16 protein-coding genes are annotated in these 18,344 nt (G+C 67.1%); 10 read left to right on the top strand and 6 right to left on the bottom strand.

Features of this window, described 5'->3' with window-relative positions:
* The first annotated feature begins 143 nt into the window (after positions 1-143).
* From LDL28_RS05690 to LDL28_RS05675, 4 genes are read left to right on the top strand one after another with little or no spacing between them, the layout of a single operon-like run.
* Complete coding sequence (locus tag LDL28_RS05690) at positions 144-797, top strand: ribonuclease HII (RefSeq protein ID WP_233059203.1); 654 nt, start codon at positions 144-146, stop codon at positions 795-797.
* A 7-nt stretch (positions 798-804) separates the two neighbouring features.
* On the top strand, positions 805-1,908 hold the full coding sequence (locus tag LDL28_RS05685; protein WP_233057605.1) for a site-specific DNA-methyltransferase: 1,104 nt from the start codon (positions 805-807) through the stop codon (positions 1,906-1,908).
* A 46-nt stretch (positions 1,909-1,954) separates the two neighbouring features.
* Complete coding sequence (locus tag LDL28_RS05680; protein ID WP_233057604.1) at positions 1,955-3,040, top strand: DNA adenine methylase; 1,086 nt, start codon at positions 1,955-1,957, stop codon at positions 3,038-3,040.
* Positions 3,021-3,242, top strand: coding sequence for a hypothetical protein (locus tag LDL28_RS05675; protein WP_233057603.1), 222 nt, complete (start codon positions 3,021-3,023; stop codon positions 3,240-3,242). Before LDL28_RS05680 ends, LDL28_RS05675 begins: the two co-directional genes overlap by 20 nt.
* On the opposite strand, the gene LDL28_RS05670 is transcribed toward LDL28_RS05675, so the two are convergent.
* The 5 genes from LDL28_RS05670 to LDL28_RS05650 form a co-directional block, all read right to left on the bottom strand.
* On the bottom strand, positions 3,239-3,835 hold the full coding sequence (locus LDL28_RS05670) for an ankyrin repeat domain-containing protein (protein ID WP_233057602.1): 597 nt from the start codon (positions 3,833-3,835) through the stop codon (positions 3,239-3,241). The two genes, LDL28_RS05675 and LDL28_RS05670, sit on opposite strands and share 4 nt — an antisense overlap.
* Before the next feature lie 115 nt (positions 3,836-3,950).
* A complete protein-coding gene (locus tag LDL28_RS05665) occupies positions 3,951-6,086 on the bottom strand; it encodes a VWA domain-containing protein (RefSeq protein ID WP_233057601.1) in 2,136 nt (711 codons plus the stop codon).
* A gap of 5 nt (positions 6,087-6,091) precedes the next feature.
* Entirely contained in the window at positions 6,092-8,824 is a 2,733-nt protein-coding gene (locus LDL28_RS05660; RefSeq protein WP_233057600.1) for a DUF4159 domain-containing protein, read from the bottom strand.
* Complete coding sequence (locus LDL28_RS05655) at positions 8,821-9,819, bottom strand: DUF58 domain-containing protein (RefSeq protein WP_233057599.1); 999 nt, start codon at positions 9,817-9,819, stop codon at positions 8,821-8,823. Before LDL28_RS05655 ends, LDL28_RS05660 begins: the two co-directional genes overlap by 4 nt.
* 2 nt (positions 9,820-9,821) lie before the next feature.
* A complete protein-coding gene (locus tag LDL28_RS05650) occupies positions 9,822-10,874 on the bottom strand; it encodes a MoxR family ATPase (RefSeq protein WP_233057598.1) in 1,053 nt (350 codons plus the stop codon).
* 94 nt (positions 10,875-10,968) lie between these two features.
* Here LDL28_RS05650 and LDL28_RS05645 point away from each other — a divergent pair, with 94 nt between their 5' ends.
* The 6 genes from LDL28_RS05645 to LDL28_RS05620 all read left to right on the top strand — a co-directional run bounded on the left by LDL28_RS05645 (position 10,969) and on the right by LDL28_RS05620 (position 17,859).
* Positions 10,969-11,544 (top strand): DUF1285 domain-containing protein, encoded by a 576-nt coding sequence (locus LDL28_RS05645; RefSeq protein WP_233057597.1) that lies wholly within the window; start codon positions 10,969-10,971, stop codon positions 11,542-11,544.
* Positions 11,541-12,767, top strand: a complete 1,227-nt coding sequence (locus tag LDL28_RS05640; protein ID WP_370636242.1) for a CCA tRNA nucleotidyltransferase — start codon at positions 11,541-11,543, stop codon at positions 12,765-12,767. The genes LDL28_RS05645 and LDL28_RS05640 overlap by 4 nt, the downstream gene beginning before the upstream one ends.
* Positions 12,768-12,819: 52 nt before the next feature.
* Positions 12,820-14,604 carry an ABC transporter ATP-binding protein gene (locus LDL28_RS05635; RefSeq protein WP_233057596.1) on the top strand — a complete coding sequence of 595 codons (1,785 nt, stop codon included), beginning with the start codon at positions 12,820-12,822 and terminating at the stop codon, positions 14,602-14,604.
* Between the two features lie 140 nt (positions 14,605-14,744).
* A complete protein-coding gene (locus LDL28_RS05630) occupies positions 14,745-15,851 on the top strand; it encodes an HlyD family secretion protein (protein WP_233057595.1) in 1,107 nt (368 codons plus the stop codon).
* On the top strand, positions 15,848-17,422 hold the full coding sequence (locus tag LDL28_RS05625) for a DHA2 family efflux MFS transporter permease subunit (protein ID WP_233057594.1): 1,575 nt from the start codon (positions 15,848-15,850) through the stop codon (positions 17,420-17,422). Before LDL28_RS05630 ends, LDL28_RS05625 begins: the two co-directional genes overlap by 4 nt.
* Before the next feature lie 14 nt (positions 17,423-17,436).
* Positions 17,437-17,859, top strand: a complete 423-nt coding sequence (locus LDL28_RS05620) for an NUDIX domain-containing protein (RefSeq protein WP_233057593.1) — start codon at positions 17,437-17,439, stop codon at positions 17,857-17,859.
* On the opposite strand, the gene LDL28_RS05615 is transcribed toward LDL28_RS05620, so the two are convergent.
* Entirely contained in the window at positions 17,841-18,344 is a 504-nt protein-coding gene (locus tag LDL28_RS05615; RefSeq protein ID WP_233057592.1) for an RNA pyrophosphohydrolase, read from the bottom strand. The genes LDL28_RS05620 and LDL28_RS05615 overlap by 19 nt on opposite strands.

Raw genomic sequence — 18,344 nt, 5'->3', positions numbered from 1 at the left:
GTTTTTTTTCATTTTAAGGGACTCGAAGAGTCCTCAGCATCTTGCGCAACCCCGCATAAAAATGGTTTCCATCCTTTCAGAACGGAAATCAGATGCGAATCGGGCACTTACGGTTCGATTCGCATCTGGGCGGGAAGGAATGGATGCCGGATTATACGCTTGAGCATGCGCATGGGGGGCTGGTCGCCGGGGTGGACGAGGTCGGTCGCGGCCCGCTGGCTGGCCCCGTCGTCGCGGCGGCGGTCATGTTTTCCTCCGGCATGCCCGACGTACTGGCCGAGCGGCTGGATGATTCAAAAAAACTGAAACCCGCCACGCGCCAGCAGCTTTACGATATCCTGCTCCAGACGCCCGATATCCTGATCGGGGTGGGTGCTGCCTCGGTTACGGAAATCGAACGGCATAATATCCTGCGCGCGTCATGGATCGCCATGCAGCGCGCCGTCGCGCGCCTGCCACGCCGCCCCGAACTGGTCCTGGTTGATGGAAACGCCGCACCCCGCTTCGGGTGTCCGGCGCAATGCGTCGTGGGCGGCGATGCGATCAGCCTGTCCATCTCGGCCGCGTCCGTCGTGGCCAAGGTTGTGCGTGACCGGCTGATGACGCGGCTTTCACGGCGCTGGCCCACCTATGGCTGGGAACGCAACGCGGGCTATGGCACCGCCATACACCGCGCGGCGCTGGAGGTGGATGGGGTCAGCCCGCATCATCGCCTCGCCTTCGGTACGGTGCGCCGCATCGTGCAGGCCTCCGTTCCCCGGTTTTCACCCCCAAGCGCGGAGCAGCCATCATGCTGAACAGATCATGAGCGGTGCGGTTATGATGGAATTGCCTCTGGACCAGGTGCTGCGGGGGGACTGCGTGGAGATGATGCGCACGCTCCCCGCCGCCTCGATCGACTGCGTGTTCGCCGATCCGCCCTATAACCTTCAGCTCAGGGGCGAACTGCGCCGCCCCGATGACAGCGTGGTCGACGGCGTGGATGACGACTGGGACAAGTTCGCCGATCTCAAGGCGTATGACGCCTTCACCCGCGCCTGGCTGACCGAGGCCCGGCGCGTGCTGCGCAAGGACGGCACGATATGGGTGATCGGATCCTACCATAACATTTTCCGTATCGGCGCGATCCTTCAGGACCTGGGGTTCTGGATCCTCAATGATGTCATCTGGCGCAAATCCAACCCGATGCCCAATTTCCGGGGCCGCCGGTTTACCAATGCGCATGAGACGCTGATCTGGGCCGCGCGTGGGCCGGACAGCCGCTACCGCTTCAATTACCAGGCGATGAAGGCGCTCAATGACGACGTGCAGATGCGCTCCGACTGGTACCTGCCGCTATGCACCGGCGGCGAACGGCTGCGTAACGAGCATGGGCTGAAGCTGCACCCGACCCAGAAGCCCGAAAGCCTGCTGCACCGCGTGCTTGTCGCCTCGACCAATGTGGATGACGTGGTGCTGGATCCCTTTACCGGCACCGGCACCACCACCGCCATGGCGCGCAGGCTGCGGCGGCGCTTTATCGGGATCGAGCGCCACCCGGACTATGCCGAGGCCGCGATCGGCCGCGCCCGGCGCGAAAAGCCCGTGCCGCTGGACAGCGTGCTGACCACCCCGGCCCGGCGTGAAAGCCCGCGCGTGCCCTTTGGCCTGCTGGTCGAACGCGGGATGGTGCCCGCGGGCACGGTGCTCATGGACCGGCAGAAGCGCGTGCGCGCCACCGTTTCGCCCGATGGCACGCTGGTCAGCGGGCGCAACCGGGGCTCCATTCACAAGATGGGCGCGACATTGACCAATGCGCCATCGTGCAATGGGTGGACGTTCTGGTATTTCGAGCGCGGGGGCGCGATGGTGCAGCTTGACGAACTGCGCGGCGAGATCCGGGCGGAGCAGTCAGCCGTCGCATCCTGATGGCGTAATCGCGGCTCATGGAAAAGGGGCCGGTGGGGCTGACAGCATGAAGCGACTGGCTGAAACCGCCGGACCGTACGAAATGCCCGCAACGCAATGGAATGCCGCGCGGCATTCCGCCGTGGTGACGGATGACTATCTGTTCAGCCAGCTCATCCCCTATATCGGTAACAAGCGCAAACTGCTGGGCCTGATCGCGCAGGCCATCGCGGCGACGGGCGCGGTGCCGCACCGGACCGATTTCGTGGATCTGTTCGCCGGCACGGGTGTCGTCTCCCGCTTGGCCAAGAGCCTTGGCTTCCGCGTGGTGTCCAATGACTGGGAACCCTATAGCGAAGTGCTGAACCGCTGCCATGTGGGCATGCAGTCCGCCCCGGTTTTCCATGGCGGACGCGGTTATGGGCAGGTTATTGCCGAACTCAATGCCCTGCCGCCCGTGGCGGGGTGGGTGACGCGGCATCTCTGCCCTGATGACGATGTGCATTACGACACGGCGCGCGACCGCATGTTCTACATGCGCAAGAACGGCATGCGCATCGACGCCATCCGCGACCGGATCGCGCAATGGGAACATGACGGCCTGCTCGATGCGGGGCGGAAAGCCTGCCTGCTGGCCCCGTTATTGTACAGCGCCAGCTACAACAGCAACACCAGCGGCCTGTTCAAGGGATTCCATCGGGGCTGGGGTGGCCGGACAGGCACCGCGCTTTACCGTATCGCGGCTGAACTGAGCCTGCGCCCGGCCTGCTTCCTCGATAACGGGCGCGACAACCCCGTCCTGCGCATGGATGCACAGGAACTGGCCGCGAAGCTGACGGATTATGTGGGGGAGGCCGCCATCGCCTATGTCGACCCCCCCTATAACCAGCATCCATATGGCGCGAACTACCACGTACTCAACACGATCGCCCTGTGGGACGGGCCGGAACTCGCCCCCCAAGATTACCGGGCGGGACAAGGCGGCCATAAGGCAGGACTGGCGCACGCAGCGCCGCAGCCCCTACAATTACCGCAGGCAGGCGCTGGCGGCATACCGCAGCCTGCTATCCCTGCTTCCCACATGCTGGATCGCGACCAGCTACAGCACGGACGGCTTCATTCCGCTTGCGGACATGATCCGCACCAATTGTGAGCGGGGCGACGTAAGGGTCTTTACGCGTGGCTACAAGCGCTATCGCGTCAGCAGCCAGCGTTATTCCCCCCGTCCGATGACGGTCGAATTCATCCTGCTTACCAACACCCGGCGCGCCGCCACGCGGGGGGTGGATGAAATCATGCACGAAATCACCACCATCGAGGCCGGCCTGAACCCCCCGGCCCCACAGCCGGACTAGCTGCCGCCGAAGCCCAGAAACCCGATGGAGGGTTCGGCATGCCCGCCCGAGGCATCGTAGCGCCGGTCGATGGAAGCGTTGGTCGAGCCGTGCCGGGGCATGGTGAGCGGCGGCATGTCATCGCCCCCTTCCTCCAGGCTGTTGGAGGCGAAATGCGGATCCGAATCAGAAAACGTGCGCATGGACAGCAGCAGGAAGGTGATGTCGTTGCGGTTCAGGTCGATCGCCATATCCAGCGGCGACTGGCCCAGCACGTTATGGCCGGTCATGTCCGCGCCCCGGTTCAGGGCTTCCTTCGCCGCGCCGAGACTGCCACGGTTGATGGCGTCGAACAGCGCGTCCGTCGGGTTCATGTCGGTATTGGCGTGGCCGTGTTCTTCTTCGCGCGATTCAGCACCGGGCAGGGCGGCGGGCGGGGCGGCTGCCTTCGCCGCGCGGCGGGCCTCGGCTTTCTTGGCGGCGTCAGCGGCCTCGGCTTCCGCCTCGCCATCTTCGGCTTCCTGCGCCTGGGCCATCTGGAAGGGCACGCACACGGTGGGCACACCCGCGAACAGGGCGGTGACAAGAAGATATATACCGGATCTGGAAATCATGTCCTGTCCCGAGAGTGAACGTTCGGCCCGCCGCGCGCGACAACCGCCACGCTGCCAGACTGGCCTGATGATTAGCGCAAAATGGCGGCGGATGCGATATCTAATCATCCCCGCGTCATGAACGGCTTTCCCGCCACCATGCCACAAGCAGCATGAGGATCACGAACAGCCCCACGCCCCACGCGGGCAGCAGCGTGCGCGCCTGCTGGCCCGATACGCTGTGCGCGCCGCGCGCGGGAAAGGCGAACCGCGTGGCGGAGGAGGCATGCCCGCCGCTGTCCACCACGAACTGCGGCAGGGAGGGATGCCGGGCGTCATCGCCCAGCCAGTGCATGCCGCCGCCCGTGGCGGCCACGATCGGGGCAAGCACGGAGGCGGTCGCCCGCAGGTCGGCGGATTCGACCGGGTCTTCCGCGCGGGGGGCGGCAAAGGCTTCATGGCCCGCGTCATCGCGCACGGTCCATATCCCGTCCTGCCGCGCGGGCAGGCGGGCGCGGGTCAGGCCGGTATTGCCCGCGGGCTCCAGCGTGACCGACTGCGTCGTGCCATCGGGCGCGATCACATGCATCACCGGCGGCGGCCCGGCGGTGATGGCGCGGCGGGTGATCGTCATCTGCCCGGCCGAGATGGTGGCCTCAAGCTGGTTTTCCTCCAGTTCCGGCTCCTTCATCAGCCAGTGCGAGATGCGCCGCAGCAGTTCGGACTGCGGGCCGCCGCCGCCTTCGCCATGCGACCACAGCCATGCCTGATCTGACAGCAGGAAGGCGACGCGCCCCTTTTCCGCATGGTCAAGCACCAGCAGGGGCTGGTGGTCCGGTCCGGTCATCAGCACCTCGCCGCGTACGGCGTCCGTGCGCAGGCTGCGGTACCACGGGCCCCATCCCGGCGTCGCACCCGCATGTTCGGGTGCGCCGGGCAGGCCGGAGGTCACGGGGTGGCGCTGGCCGGTCTCGGTCAGGTCAGGCCGGAAGCGGCGCACGGCCATGCCCCCGTCCGTTGCGACATGGGCGGGCAGAACATCGGACAGCGCCGTATCCTGAAGCGAGCCGGGGGTGAGGAATTCCGGCCCGCCGATCAGCAGCAGCCCGCCGCCCGCGCGGATATGGTTGACGATGTTGCGCAGATAGGATTCAGGCAGGATGCCACGGTTCTCGAACCCGTCCAGAATGATGAGGTCGAACTGGCCGATCTTCTGCTGGAACAGTTCATTCACCGGAAAGGCGATCAGCGCGAGATCGGACAGCGGCGTGCCGTCATCGCGGTCGGGTGGCCGCAGGATGGTGAAATGTACCAGATCGACCGATGGGTCGGCCTTCAGCAGCCGCCGCCACACGCGCTCGCCCTGGTTCGGCGTGCCGGACACCAGCAGGACGCGCAGCCGGTCGCGCACGCCGTTGATGCGGATGACGTCATGGTTGTTGCGCGTCGAGACTTCCCCCGGCAGTTCCGGGGCGGAAAGGCCCACCAGCATTTCACCCGGATGGGTGACGGGCAGGGTGATGTCCTGCGGCTGGCCGATCCGGACGGGGCGGGAGAAACTGGCGCCATCTCCCTGCGTAAGCGTAAGCTGCGTGGTCGCGCCGGGGGTGGGGGGCGCGCCCTGGTCGTCAATCTCCACGCGGATGGTCACGTCCTTGCCCACGATGGCAAATGGCGGGGCCTGGAGCACGCGCAGGTGGCGGTCGGTTTCCTCCCCCCGGCCGGTCAGCAGCACATGCAGCGGCAGGGCGGTGCGATGGCCGTGCCCGTCATCGGGGTTGAGCATGTCGGGCACGCTGGCCGGGACGTCATGGTCCTCGCCATCCGTAATCATGACCGCCCCCGCGAGGCGGGATGGCGGAATGTCCGCCGCCGCCTGCTGGAGCGCCTCGAACAGCCGCGTGCCGCCATGATGGGCCTCGCGCAGGGTCACGATGCGGGGCACCAGCCCCGGCACGCGGTCCATTTCCGCCTGCACGCGCTCGGCCGCGTTGCGGGCCATGTCGGCCCGGTCGCGTTCGGACATGGAGGCTGACTGGTCCACCACGATCAGCGCGGTCTGGGGCAGGGGGCGCCATGTTTCGGTAATGCGCTGGGGGTTCAGGAGCCATGCGGTAACCGCCATGAGCGCAAGCAGCCGCCAGATGCCGCCGCGCACCCGGCGCAGCAGGCCAAGCACCGCCAGCAGGAGGGCCGCGGCCAGCAGCAGGTAAAGGCACCAGACGGGCACGAGGGGGCTGAATGCCATCATGTGGCGTGACAGGTCGGGCATGTCCATCACTCCCCCAGCCGTTTCAGCAGGGCGGGCACATGCACCTGATCCGCCTTGTAGTTACCCGTCAGTGCGTAAATGACGGCGTTGACCCCGAAACGGTAGGCCGTGACCCGCTGCTCCGCGCCATCGGGCACCGGGGCGTAAGGGGTATTGCCGCTACCGTCCACGGCCCAGGCATGGGCCCAGTCATTGCTGCCGATAATGACGGGGCTGACGCCATCGTTCGTGCTGTCGCTTTCCTGCGCCACCCATACCGGCATGCCGTCGTACCGGCCGGGAAAGTCATGCAGCAGGTAGAAGGTATGGGCCAGCACATGATGATTGTCGAGCCGCGCCAGGGGCGGGATGTCCAGCCCGGCCGTCATCCGCCGCAGGGCCGCCGCCGTGCCGGGGGCCGAGCCGGTATAGCCATCGGCCGTGTCCGGCGCGGTGGCGGGATCCTGCCCCTGCGTGTCGATCAGCAGGATGCCGCCATGGCGCATGTAGGTGTTCAGCGCCGCCGTGCGGGCGGGGCTGGTCGTGGCGTCGGCCGTGACCGGCCAGTAGATGAGCGGGTAATAGGACAGGTCGTCACGCTCCGGCACCACGCCATCGGGGTGGCCCAGCACGGCGGATGTCCGGGCGTTGACATAATCGGACAGGCCCTGAAGCCCCTCGCGCGATACGGTGTCGGTTTCGGCATGGCCGGTGTCGATATAGGCCAGCCGGGTTTCAAGGGCCGCGGCGGGTACGTCGGCGGGCAGTTCCGCCGCATGGGCCGGGCCATGCGGGGCGCAGGCGCATACGACCAGCCCGACGGCCAGGCGGCGCGCCCATTTCCGTCCGCGCTGGAGAACCGTCACCACGCCATCCACCAGCAGCAGCAGGGCCGAAAGCACCATGAGCAGCGGCCCGATGGTGATATCGCCCACCTGACCGCCCAGATCCGACACCGTGCCCATGGTGGCCTGCGGGGCGAGCGGGGCGGGATCATCGCCCGGATTGAGCGCGCGGCGGCTGTTGCGTGGCCCGTACAGTCCCGGCGGATGCTCGGCGGAGGGCGCGGTCAGGCCAAAGGCGTCGGCCCGCAGCGCCTGCGCCCCGGCGGGGGGGGAGACCAGCGTCCCATCCCCGTCCAGCACCATGTAGGGGGCCAGCAACGTAGTCCCCGCGGGTGTGTCGATCCCCGATGCCTGGTCGATCAGATGCTGCAACATGCCCACGAACAGCCCCGAAAGCGGCAGGTTCGACCATTCCGCCGTGCTGGTGACATGAAACAGGACGACCTGCCCCCGGCCCAGTGCGGCATGGGTGACGAGCGGCGTGCCATCGGTCAGCCGCGCCCAGCTATGCGCCTCCAGATCCGTGGAAGGCTGCGCCAGCACCTGCCGTGAGACAGTGACATCGGCGGGAACATCAAGGTCATGAAACGGCGAGGCCGCCGGGAAGGCCGCCAGACGTTCCGGCCGGCTCCATGACATGGCGCCCCCCAGCACGCGCTCCCCCCCCATGAGCGGGACAGGCAGGAGCGCATCGGCGGGGGCATGATCCTGGCCGACACTCTTTTCGGGCCCCTGAATGAGCAGGGGGCCCGCAAAGCGGATCAGCGTGCCGCCCGCGCGTATCCATGCCTCGACCTTCTTGCGGCTGTCAGGGCTGCCCAGCGTGCCATCAGGGGCGATGATGACCGAAAGCGGGCGGGAAAGCAGCGTGTCCAGATCCCCCTCACGCAGTTCGGCGGTGGGCTGGAGTGCGCGGCGCAGATAGAACAGGCTGCCCATGAGCGGCGTATCGGATGTGGACCCGGCAATCAGCCCCACCGGGCGCTGGCGCTCACGCTCATCAAGAAGCCGCAGGCCGGCGGGACCGGCCACACCGTCCAGCGACAGGTGATCGACCTTGTTGCGCAGCTCCGCCGGCAGGTCGGGCGTGACATCCACATGGTCCGCACCGGCGGGCAGGGCCAGCGGCAGCAGGCCCAGCGTGCCGCCGGTCGGGGTTTCAAGGCGTAGCTGCCATGTACGCGGAACGGCGCGTGGCACCGCGCGCAGGCGGGTGGCAAGCCCACCCTCTCCCGCCGGGGTGGGGGAGAGGAGGGTAATGTTCGCGTCCGGCAGGAGCATTTCATGCACGGGGCCGATTTTTGCCAGTGCCGCGTCAAAGGCGGCATCGGCGGGAGTGGCCAGCCCGTCGGCAATGTAGATGACGGGACCGTGCCAGTTCTGCCCGGCCAGTTGCGCCAGCGCGCGGCCCGCCGCCGCACGGTCCACGGGCCAGGGGCGTGGCAGCATGGGATCGATGACGCCCCGCAGCATGCCTGCCTGCCGCGCGGGCTGGACCGCAATGGTATCCAGCGCGTCATTGCGGGCTGTCAGCAGCAGCCGGGCGGTATGCCCCCCGCGTGAAAGGTGATCGAGCACGCTGTCCAGCGCGCGCAGGCGCTGAGGCCACGTGGCGGCGGCGGCCCAGCCATTATCCAGCACGATCAGGCAGTCGGCATCCGCCATGCCCGCCTGCCCGCGCGGAAAGATGGGCTGCGCCAGCCCCAGGACCAGCAGCAGCACCGCAAGGCAGCGCAACAGCAGCCGCCATAGCGGGGCGGAGGTCGCATCCGGCGGTGGCGTGTCAAGGGTGGCCAGCAGCGTGACGGGCGGAAAGGATTGCGCGCGCGGGGCGGGCGGCAGCGCATGCAGCAGCCACCATACCACGGGCAGGGCCAGCAGCCCCAGCAGCATCCATGGCGCAAGCAGGATCATGGCCTGCCCCCCATGCCCGGCAGGGCGTGCAGCGCCAGCAGGGCGCTTTGTGGGGGCTGGTCGGTCATATGCAGCACCGGCGGGCTTCCCGCCGCCTGGCACAGGGCGCGCAGTTCGTCCTGATGGCGCTTCCAGATCGCGGTATAATCTTGCCGCAATCCGGCGCTTCCGGTCAGGAGCAGCGGCGCTTCGTTCTCCAGCCCGGTGAAGCGTACATGCCCCTCATAGGGCAGGCGTGTTTCCGCCGGGTCCACGGTTTCCACCAGTACGCAGGTGGCCTGCCGGGCGGTGAGCGCGCGCAGGAAAGCGGCCAGTTCGCCCGGTGCATAAAGCCCGTCGCCAAACAGCAGCACGCGGCTGCGGGCGGGGATGGGGGCGGGCTGAGGCAGGCCGGGCGTATCGGAGGTCGCGCGCAGGGCGGCGATCAGGCTGTGGGCCATCTGCTCCAGCGCGCGGTGGCCGTACAGCCGCAGCGGTGGCGCGCCATCGGTCATGAGCAGCCGGACATGCTCGCCCTGGCGCAACAGCATCGCGGCGCAGGCCAGCGCAAGCAGGAAGGCGCGTTCGGCCTTCAGCGGCAGGCTTTCCTCTGAATGCCAGCGCATGGAGGCGCTGTTATCGCACCAGATGCAGATGGTGTGGGGGGTCTGCGCCTCCCGCTCCCGCACGAAGGCGCGGTCCCCCCGCGCGGATTGTCGCCAGTCGATCTGGCTGGCCGGTTCGCCCGCGCCAGCGGGGCGGTATTGCCAGAATTCGTCACCCTGTCCGGCCTTGCGGCGGGGGTGGGTGCCCTGTCCCATGTTTTCCGCGATCCGGCGCGCGGTGGCGACCAGCGCGGGCAGCCTGCTGGCCAGTGAATCCGCCAGCGCCGTCGCGGCCACCGCGTTGCGGGGCAGGAAGGCGGTCTGCGCCACATCCGGCGCGGACGCCGCCCGGCCCGCGACCCGCCGCGCGCTGCCGGACAGGCGTGAGAGGAGGGATCGGGGAAAAGGCAATGTCAGCCGATCCGCCCGACCAGCGTATCGACCAGCGCGGGCAGGCGGATATTTTCCGCCCGCGCGGTAAAGGACAGCGCCATGCGGTGGAGCAGGATGGGATGGGCGAGGGCGGCCACGTCCTCGATGGAGGGGGAAAGGCGACCATCAAGCAGCGCGCGCGCCCGGGTCGCCAGCATCAGCGCCTGCGCCGCCCGTGGCCCCGGCCCCCAGGCCACGGCTTCACGGATGGCGGGGTCATCCGTGGTTTCGGGGCGGGCAGCGCGCACAAGGCGCACGATCGCATCCACTACCTGTTCGCCCACCGGCAGGGCGCGCACCAGGGCCTGCGCCTGCATGACGTCGCCTGCCGTAAGCACGGGTTGGGCGGTGGCCGTGGTGGTGCCGGTGGTGGCCAGCAGCATGCTGCGTTCGGCATCGGCATCGGGGAAATCCAGCGTGACCTGCATGAGGAAACGGTCAAGCTGGGCTTCGGGCAGGGGGTAGGTGCCTTCCTGCTCGATCGGGTTCTGGGTGGCCAGCACATGGAAGGGGCGCGGCAGGAGATGGTTGGTGCCCGCAATGGCGACTTCACGCTCCTGCATGGCCTGAAGCAGGGCGGACTGGGTGCGCGGGCTGGCGCGGTTGATCTCATCGGCCATCAGCAATTGGCAGAAGACCGGCCCCGCCACGAAGCGGAAGCTGCGGCGGCCGCTTTCATCCTCATCAAGGATTTCACTGCCCAGAATGTCCGATGGCATGAGGTCGGGCGTGAACTGCACACGGCGCGCATCCATGCCCATGACGCGGCCCAGCGTCGTGACCAGCAGCGTCTTGCCCAGCCCCGGCGCGCCGACCAGCAGCGCGTGCCCCCCCGCCAGCAGGCTGGTCAGCACCAGATCCACCACCCGGTCCTGCCCCAGGATGACACGACCGATTTCCGTGCGCACGCGGGCCAGGCGCTGGCTCATGGCTTCGGCCTGCGCGGCGATCTGCTCGCCCGTCGGGGCGGGGGGGGATGTCATGCCCGCCTGCGGCGCTGCATGGAGGGGAGAGTTATCATCCATGGTCATCATTCCAACAGTCTGACACGTCCGGGGGTTTCATCAAGCCGGTGTTGATCCCTATATCAAGTCAAGCAGCTTCCATAGTGTCGGGTTAACGCAATTGATGGATGATTTCGAGGCAGGCGAGACCCTGCCGCCCCCAGCCCTGAAGCCAGCGGCCACATGCGGCGCGCTGCCCTTCGTCATCAGGCGGGATGGAACATGGCTGTATCGCGGCAGTCCCATCCGCCGCAAGCCGATGGTCTGCCTGTTCGCATCCACCCTGCGGCGCGACGCGCAGGGCGGCTACCGGCTCCAGACGCCGGTCGAACAGGGCACGATCGAGGTGGAGGACGCCCCCTTCGTCGCCACCGAACTGGAATGGCACGGCTGCGGGCGCGCGCAGGTGCTGTCCTTTCGCACCAATGTCGATGAGGTGATCTGCGCGGGGCCGGAGCATCCGATTCGCTGCGCATGGGATGTGCCCTGCGATGGCTGCGGCACGGGGCCGGTGCCCTACCTGCATATACGTGACGGGGATGGCGCATGGCCGATCGAGGCGCGGATCGCGCGCGCGGTCTATTACGAACTGGCGGCGCTGGCGGTGGCGGGGCACCACCAGGGCGTGCCCTGCCTGGGGGTATGGAGCCGGAATGTGTTTTTCCCCCTGTCCACCATGCCCGATGACGGCTGTGCATGATCGCGACTGACCCGCCGCTGGCGCGCCTGCGCCGCGACATGCCCGATGTGATGGCGCAGCTCGACATGCTGTGGACCATCCTGCCCGATGCCCGCCTGGTGGGGGGCGCGGTGCGTGACCTGCTGCTTGGGGGCAGGGTGACGGACATGGATCTGGCTAGCCCGCATGCGCCCGAATCCGTTATGGAGCGGCTCCGCCACGCCGGGATACGGGTGGTGCCGACCGGCCTTTCGCACGGCACGGTCACGGCCGTGCTGGAGGGGCGCCCCTTCGAGATCACGACCCTGCGCCGTGATGAGCAAACCGATGGCCGCCACGCCACCGTGGCATGGACCCATGACTGGCGGGAGGACGCGGCCCGCCGGGATTTCACCATCAACGCCATGTCCTGTGACCGGACGGGCAGGGTGCATGATTATTTCAACGGGCAGGCCGATCTGGCGGCGGGGCGGGTGCGCTTCGTGGGGAACGCCCGCCTGCGCATTACGGAAGATGCGCTGCGCATCCTGCGGTTCTTCCGCTTTCAGGCCCGGTACGGGCGCGGTGCGGCGGATGGAGAGGCGATAGCGGCCATAACCGCGCTGGCCGGTATGATCGAACGCCTTTCGGTCGAGCGGATATGGCTGGAACTGAAGCGTATCCTTGTCGGCCCGCAGGTGGTGGCGACACTGGAGCAGATGCGCGGCTGTGGCGTGCTGGGGCATGTCCTGCCCGAAGGCTGCGACATCGCCCGGCTGGAGCGCCTGCTGGCCTGCGATGCGCCGGCGGACGCCGTGCTGCGTCTGGCGGCGCTGGTGGCGGGGGATACGCGGGCGGTGGCGCGGCGCCTCAGGCTTTCCCGCGCCGACAGTACGGCGCTGGCGCAGACACGCGGCACGGTCATGCCCATGCCCGGCATGGATGCGGGCATGCTCGCCCCCATGCTGGCTGACCATGACCGGCGCGACCTGCTGTGGCGTACATGGCTGTGTCAGGCCGACGGTCCCGGCGCGCCCGATCCCGCGTGGACGGCCCTGCGCGCCAGACTCGACGGGATGGAAAAACCCGTCTTCCCGCTGACGGGGCGCGATCTGGTGGCGGCGGGATGCAGCCCCGGCGTGAGCGTGGGCCGCGTGCTGGGGCAGGTCCGGCAGTGGTGGCTGGAGGGGGGGTGTACGGCCGGTCATGCCGCCTGCATCGGGCGGATGCAGGCCATTTTGCAACACGAGCGACATAATTTGTAACAATATGTGGTAACGCTTTGTTTTACGCGGCCATGCGGCTATAGGCCGACTGATGAACGTAATTCAAACGTCTGGGGCCGACAGGCACGCCACGCCGGAGGGAATGGAGCCGTCGCGCCGCCTGATACGGCGGCTGTGGCGCGATGAACTGTCGGGCCACAAGCTGCGCATACTGGCGGTCGGGGTGCTGACGGCGCTCATGGCTGTATTCAGCGCGCTGTACCCGCTGGTGATCCAGCGCGCGCTGGACATGTTCGCCGATCATGACCCGCGCATCCTGTACCAGGTTCCGATCCTTGTGGTGGCGATCACGCTGGCCAAGGCCGTATCGCAGTACGGGCAGTCGATTGCCGTGCAGTCGCTGGTGCTGGTGGTCATTCGCGGGTTGCAGGGGCGGATGTTCCACCATCTGGTGCAGGCCGATATTTCCCGTATCGAGACGGAGGCCCCGGCCCAGATCGCGGCGCGCTTCACCACCGATGCCGTATCGATTCGCGAGGCCCTGATCCGCGCCACCAACGCACTGGGCGACGCGGTGACGGTGGTGGGGCTGATCGCGTCCATGCTGTACATGGACTGGGAACTCAGCCTGATCGCCGCCGTGCTGTACCCGCTCGCCGCCATGCCGGTGCGCAGGCTGGGCAAGCGCCTGCGGCGGGAATCCGGCGGCGTGCATGAACAGATTGGCGAGACCAGCGCCATGCTGACGGAAAGCTTCAGCCAGTCACGCACCATCCGTGTCTATCGGCTGGAACACGCCGAACAGGCGCGCGCGGCCACGGTTCTGGACATATTGCATGACCGCCTGCTGCGTATCGCCCGGGGCCGCGCCCGCGTGGACCCGATGCTGGAGGTGCTGGGCGGCGCCGCCGTGGCCGCCGTGCTGGGTTTTGCCGGGTGGCGCGCGACGCAGGGGGGGGCGACGCTGGGCGACTTTTCCGGCTTCGTGGCCGCGCTGCTGCTGGCCGCGCGCCCGCTGCGCGCGCTCGGCACGCTCAATATCGCCCTGCAGGAAGGTCTGGGGGGGCTGCAACGGGTCTTTGACGTGATTGATGAACCCGTCACCGTGGCGCAGGCGCCCGATGCGGTCGCGCTTCCCCCTGGCGGGGGTAACCTCTGCTTCGAGAAAGTGGTCTTTCGCTACCCTGATGGGCGGATGGGCCTGAACGGGCTGGATTTCGTGGCCCATTCCGGCCTGACCGTGGCCCTTGTCGGCCCGTCGGGGGCGGGCAAGTCCACCGCGCTGTCCCTGATCCCGCGCCTGCATGACGTATCAGGCGGGCGGATCATGCTTGATGGCGTGGACCTGCGGCACCTGATCGTGGCCGAACTGCGCGATGCGATCGCCTATGTCAGCCAGGATACGCTGCTGTTCGACCTGCCGGTCATGGACAACATCCGCATGGGCGACCCGCGGGCGACCGACGCGCAGGTACGCGATGCCGCCCGCGCCGCCGCCGCCGATACGTTCATCGAGGCACTGCCGCAGGGATACGCCACGCGGGTCGGCCCCGGTGGGCGACGGCTTTCGGGCGGCCAGAGGCAGCGCGTGGCGCTGGCGCGCGCCCTGTTGCGCAACCCGCGCGTGCTGCTGCTTGATGAGGCGACCAGTGCGCTCGATAGCGAGAGCGAGGTCATCATACAGCAGGCGCTGGCCCGCCTGCGCCATCGTCGCACCACCATCGTGGTGGCGCACCGCCTGTCCACCGTGCGTTCAGCCGATCTCGTGGTGGTCATGGCGGAGGGGAGTGCCGTGGAATGCGGCACGCATGAGGCCCTGATGCGTGAAAACGGCCTGTATACCCGTATGGTCCATAACCAGGCCTTTACGCTTTAAGCCACGCGGAATGTGCGGATAAGGCGGTAATGGCGGTTGAAGTATGGCAGGCTTCGTGCCATGGGTTGACCGACCCGTTCGGTCAATATGTGGCATGACGGGATCAGGGGCTGCAACCAACGTGAGGATGAGGGAACCAGATGGCCGTGGACGAAGGTAAGGCGCCCGAAGACGGACATGCCGCGCACGATGGCGGACAGGAAAAGAAGGAAGCGGTCTCTCCCCGGCGCAAGCTGATCCTGATCGGCGGCGTGGTGCTGGTCCTGCTGCTGGGCGGGATTTACTGGTTCCTGCACCGTAACGAGGTGGAAACGGACGACGCCTTTACCGCCGGTCGCGCCGTGCCCGTGGCGGCGCATGTGCATGGCTACGTGACCGAACTGCTGGTGAACGACAACCAGTTCGTGCATGCGGGCGATGTCCTGGCCCGTATCGATGACCGGGACTGGCGCGCCCAGCGTGACCAGGCGGCGGCGGCACTCCAGATCGCACGCGCGCAGGCAAGCAACGCCACGCTTTTGCTGGAAGTGGCGAAGAAGGATTTCCCCGGTCGTCTCATGGTGGCGCAGGGCCAGCTTCAGGCCGCACAGGCGCAGCAGTTCAGGGCGGAGACCGACTACCGCCGCCAGCATGGCGTCACCCGTGAGGCGACATCCCAGCAGAACATCGACTACGCCACCGCCGCCCTGAACGCGGCGAAGGCGCAGGTGCTTCAGGCGCAGGGTAACCTTGAAATCGCGCTGCCGGTCATTCCCAACATTTCCAGCACCGCCACCCGCGTCTCACAGCAGGAAGCGCAGGTGATGCAGGCCGAGGCGAAACTGCGCGAGGCGGAACTGAACATGGAATGGACCGTCATCCGCGCCCCGCATGATGGATGGGTCTCGCAGCGCAATATCGAGCGCGGCACCTATGTCTCCACGGGCCAGACCATGCTGTCCATTGTCGAGCCGGAAGTCTGGGTCGTGGCCAACTACAAGGAAACCCAGCTCACCCACATGCGCCCCGGCCAGAAGGTGGAGATCGCGGTGGACGCCTATCCGTTCCTGCGGCTGAAGGGGCATGTGGATTCGCTCCAGCTTGGCACCGGGGCCACCTTCAGCGCCTTCCCGCCCGAGAACGCGACCGGGAATTACGTGAAGATCGTCCAGCGCGTGCCGGTCAAGATCCTGATTGACGAAGGGCTGCGCCAGGACGTGCCGCTGTCGCTCGGCCTGTCGGTCGAGCCGACGGTCCACACAGAATGAGCGCGTCCGCCGCAGCGTCCGCTCCGGCTGATGGGGCGGACTGGAAGCCGAAGCACAATCCGTGGCTGATCGCCGTGATCGTGACGGTGGCCGCCTTCATGGAAATTCTGGATACCACCATCGTCAACGTGGCGCTGCCGCATATCGCGGGGAGCCTGTCCTCCACCTATGACGATGCGACATGGACGCTGACTTCCTACCTCGTGGCCAACGGGATCGTGCTGACGATCTCGGGCTGGCTTGGCAAGCTGTTCGGGCGCAAGCGCTACTTCCTGATCTGCATCGCCATGTTCTCGCTCTCGTCCTTTCTGTGCGGCGTTTCGGCCAGCCTGCCCGAACTGATCGTGTTCCGGCTGATGCAGGGGTTTTTTGGCGGCGGATTGCAGCCCAACCAGCAATCCATCATCCTGGACACATTCCCGCCCAGCAAGCGCGCGGCGGCCTTTGGCCTGACGGCTATCGCAACCGTGGTCGCCCCGGTTCTCGGCCCGTCGCTGGGGGGGTGGATCACGGATAACTATTCGTGGCGCTGGGTATTCTTCATCAACGTGCCGGTTGGCATCCTGGCCACCATCGCGGTCTCGATGGTGGTGGATGACCCGCCATGGGCCCGCAAGCAGAGCGCGCCGCTCGACTTTATCGGCATCGGCCTCATCACCATCGGTTTCGGCTGCCTTGAAGTGGCGGTCGACCGGGGCGAGGACGAGGACTGGTTCGGTTCACGCATTATCGTGATCATGGCCATCCTCGCGGTTCTGGGCATCGGGGGGGCGGTCATCTGGCTGCTGCGGTGCAAGCATCCGGCGGTGGACCTGCGGGTGTTCAGGGACCGGAACTTTGCCGTGGGCACCGGGCTCATGGGGGCCGTGGGGGCGCTGCTCTATTCCTCCGCCATTATCGTGCCGCAGTTTTCCCAGCAGGTCATGGGCTATACGGCCACGCTGTCGGGGCTGATCCTTTCGCCCGGCGGGCTGGCGGTGATCGTGCTGATCCCGCTGGTCGGCATCTCCATGAAGTTCGTGCAGCTACGCTATATCATCGCATGCGGTTTCTTCCTGATGGGAACAAGCATGTTCTGGTCGGCGCAACTGGTGCCGCAGCTTGATTTCCGGCATCTGGTAATGTTCCGCATGAGCCAGACGGCCACGCTGGCCTTCCTGTTCGTGCCGATCTCGACCATTACCTATGCCACATTACCGCGTGAACTGAACCCCGATGGTTCGGCCCTGTTCAGCATGGCGCGTAACGTGCTCGGCTCGCTCAGCATTTCGGGTGCGACGGCGATGGTGACCGAAATACGCCAGGCGCACCAGAACCAGATGGTCCACTGGATGACGCCCTACCACCAGCCGTTCAGGGAATATCTGGCCCAGAGCCGCGCGGTGGCGATTGCGCGGGGATATGCCGAAACGGCGGTCAACAACGTGGCGGTGGGGCGGCTGTACAGGGAATTCCAGAGGCAGATCGCCATTCTGGCCTATAACGAGGTCTTCATGATCCTTGGTGTTGGTTCGCTGCTTGTCGTACCTTTCTGTTTTCTCATGTCACCCCTCAAGGGTGGCCATAAATAGCAAAGGTACAGGGTATGGCGGGTCTTATCACGGTTGTCTGCGCGGCGGTGATCGTGCGTGAGCAGGTACTGGTCGTGCGCAAGCGCAATACGGCGGCCTTCATGCTGCCCGGCGGCAAGCCCGAGCCGGGTGAAACCCCGCAGCAGGCCCTGCACCGCGAAATACGTGAGGAACTGGGCTGCGGCCTGACACTGGATGCGGAACTGGCGGGGGATTTCACGGCGCCCGCCGCCAATGAGCCGGGCCATACCGTCCAGGCCCGCATCTGGGTGGCCCGGTTGACCGGCACGCCCGTCGCGGCGGCCGAAATTGCCGAACTGCGCTGGCTTACGGTGGCTGACCTGCCCGTGCTGACGCTGGCCCCCCTGCTGCGGGGCCGCACGCTCACCGCCCTTGTGGCGGCGGGGCTTATGCCGCCTCAGGCCGCCGTGGCGTAAGGGGCGAAGTAAGTGGCCAGCGTGGTGTAGATTTCTTTCTTTATCCCGACATTGAGCAGCGGAAGCTGCGCCAGGCCGACCCATTTCCACAGGTCGAATTCGGCTGGCTGGTGCGTATCCAGCCGGATATCCGTATCCTGCCCGGTAAAGCGCAGGGCGAACCACTGCTGCCGCTGCCCGCGATAGCGCCCGCCCAGCGCCCTGCCAATCAGGTGGGCAGGCAGGTCGTAGCTGAGCCATTGCGGGTAGGCGGCGATGATCTGCGCGGCATCGGTCCCGATTTCTTCACCCAGTTCGCGTAGAACAGCGGTTTCGGGCGTTTCCCCTTCATCAATGCCGCCCTGTGGGCATTGCCACACGCCCTGGTCCGGCGGGCCGCCCGCGCCGGGCATGTCCGTGCGGCGCGCGACCAGCACCATGCCCTGCCGGTTGAACAGGAGCGCCCCGACATTGGGGCGATAGGGAAGGGCGGGCTGGTCGGTCAT

It is taken from the genome of Komagataeibacter sp. FNDCR2, from assembly GCF_021295395.1.
Lineage (GTDB): Bacteria > Pseudomonadota > Alphaproteobacteria > Acetobacterales > Acetobacteraceae > Komagataeibacter.
The sequence above is the reverse complement of the archived record's forward strand: the minus strand, read 5'-3'. Positions and strand labels throughout refer to the sequence as shown.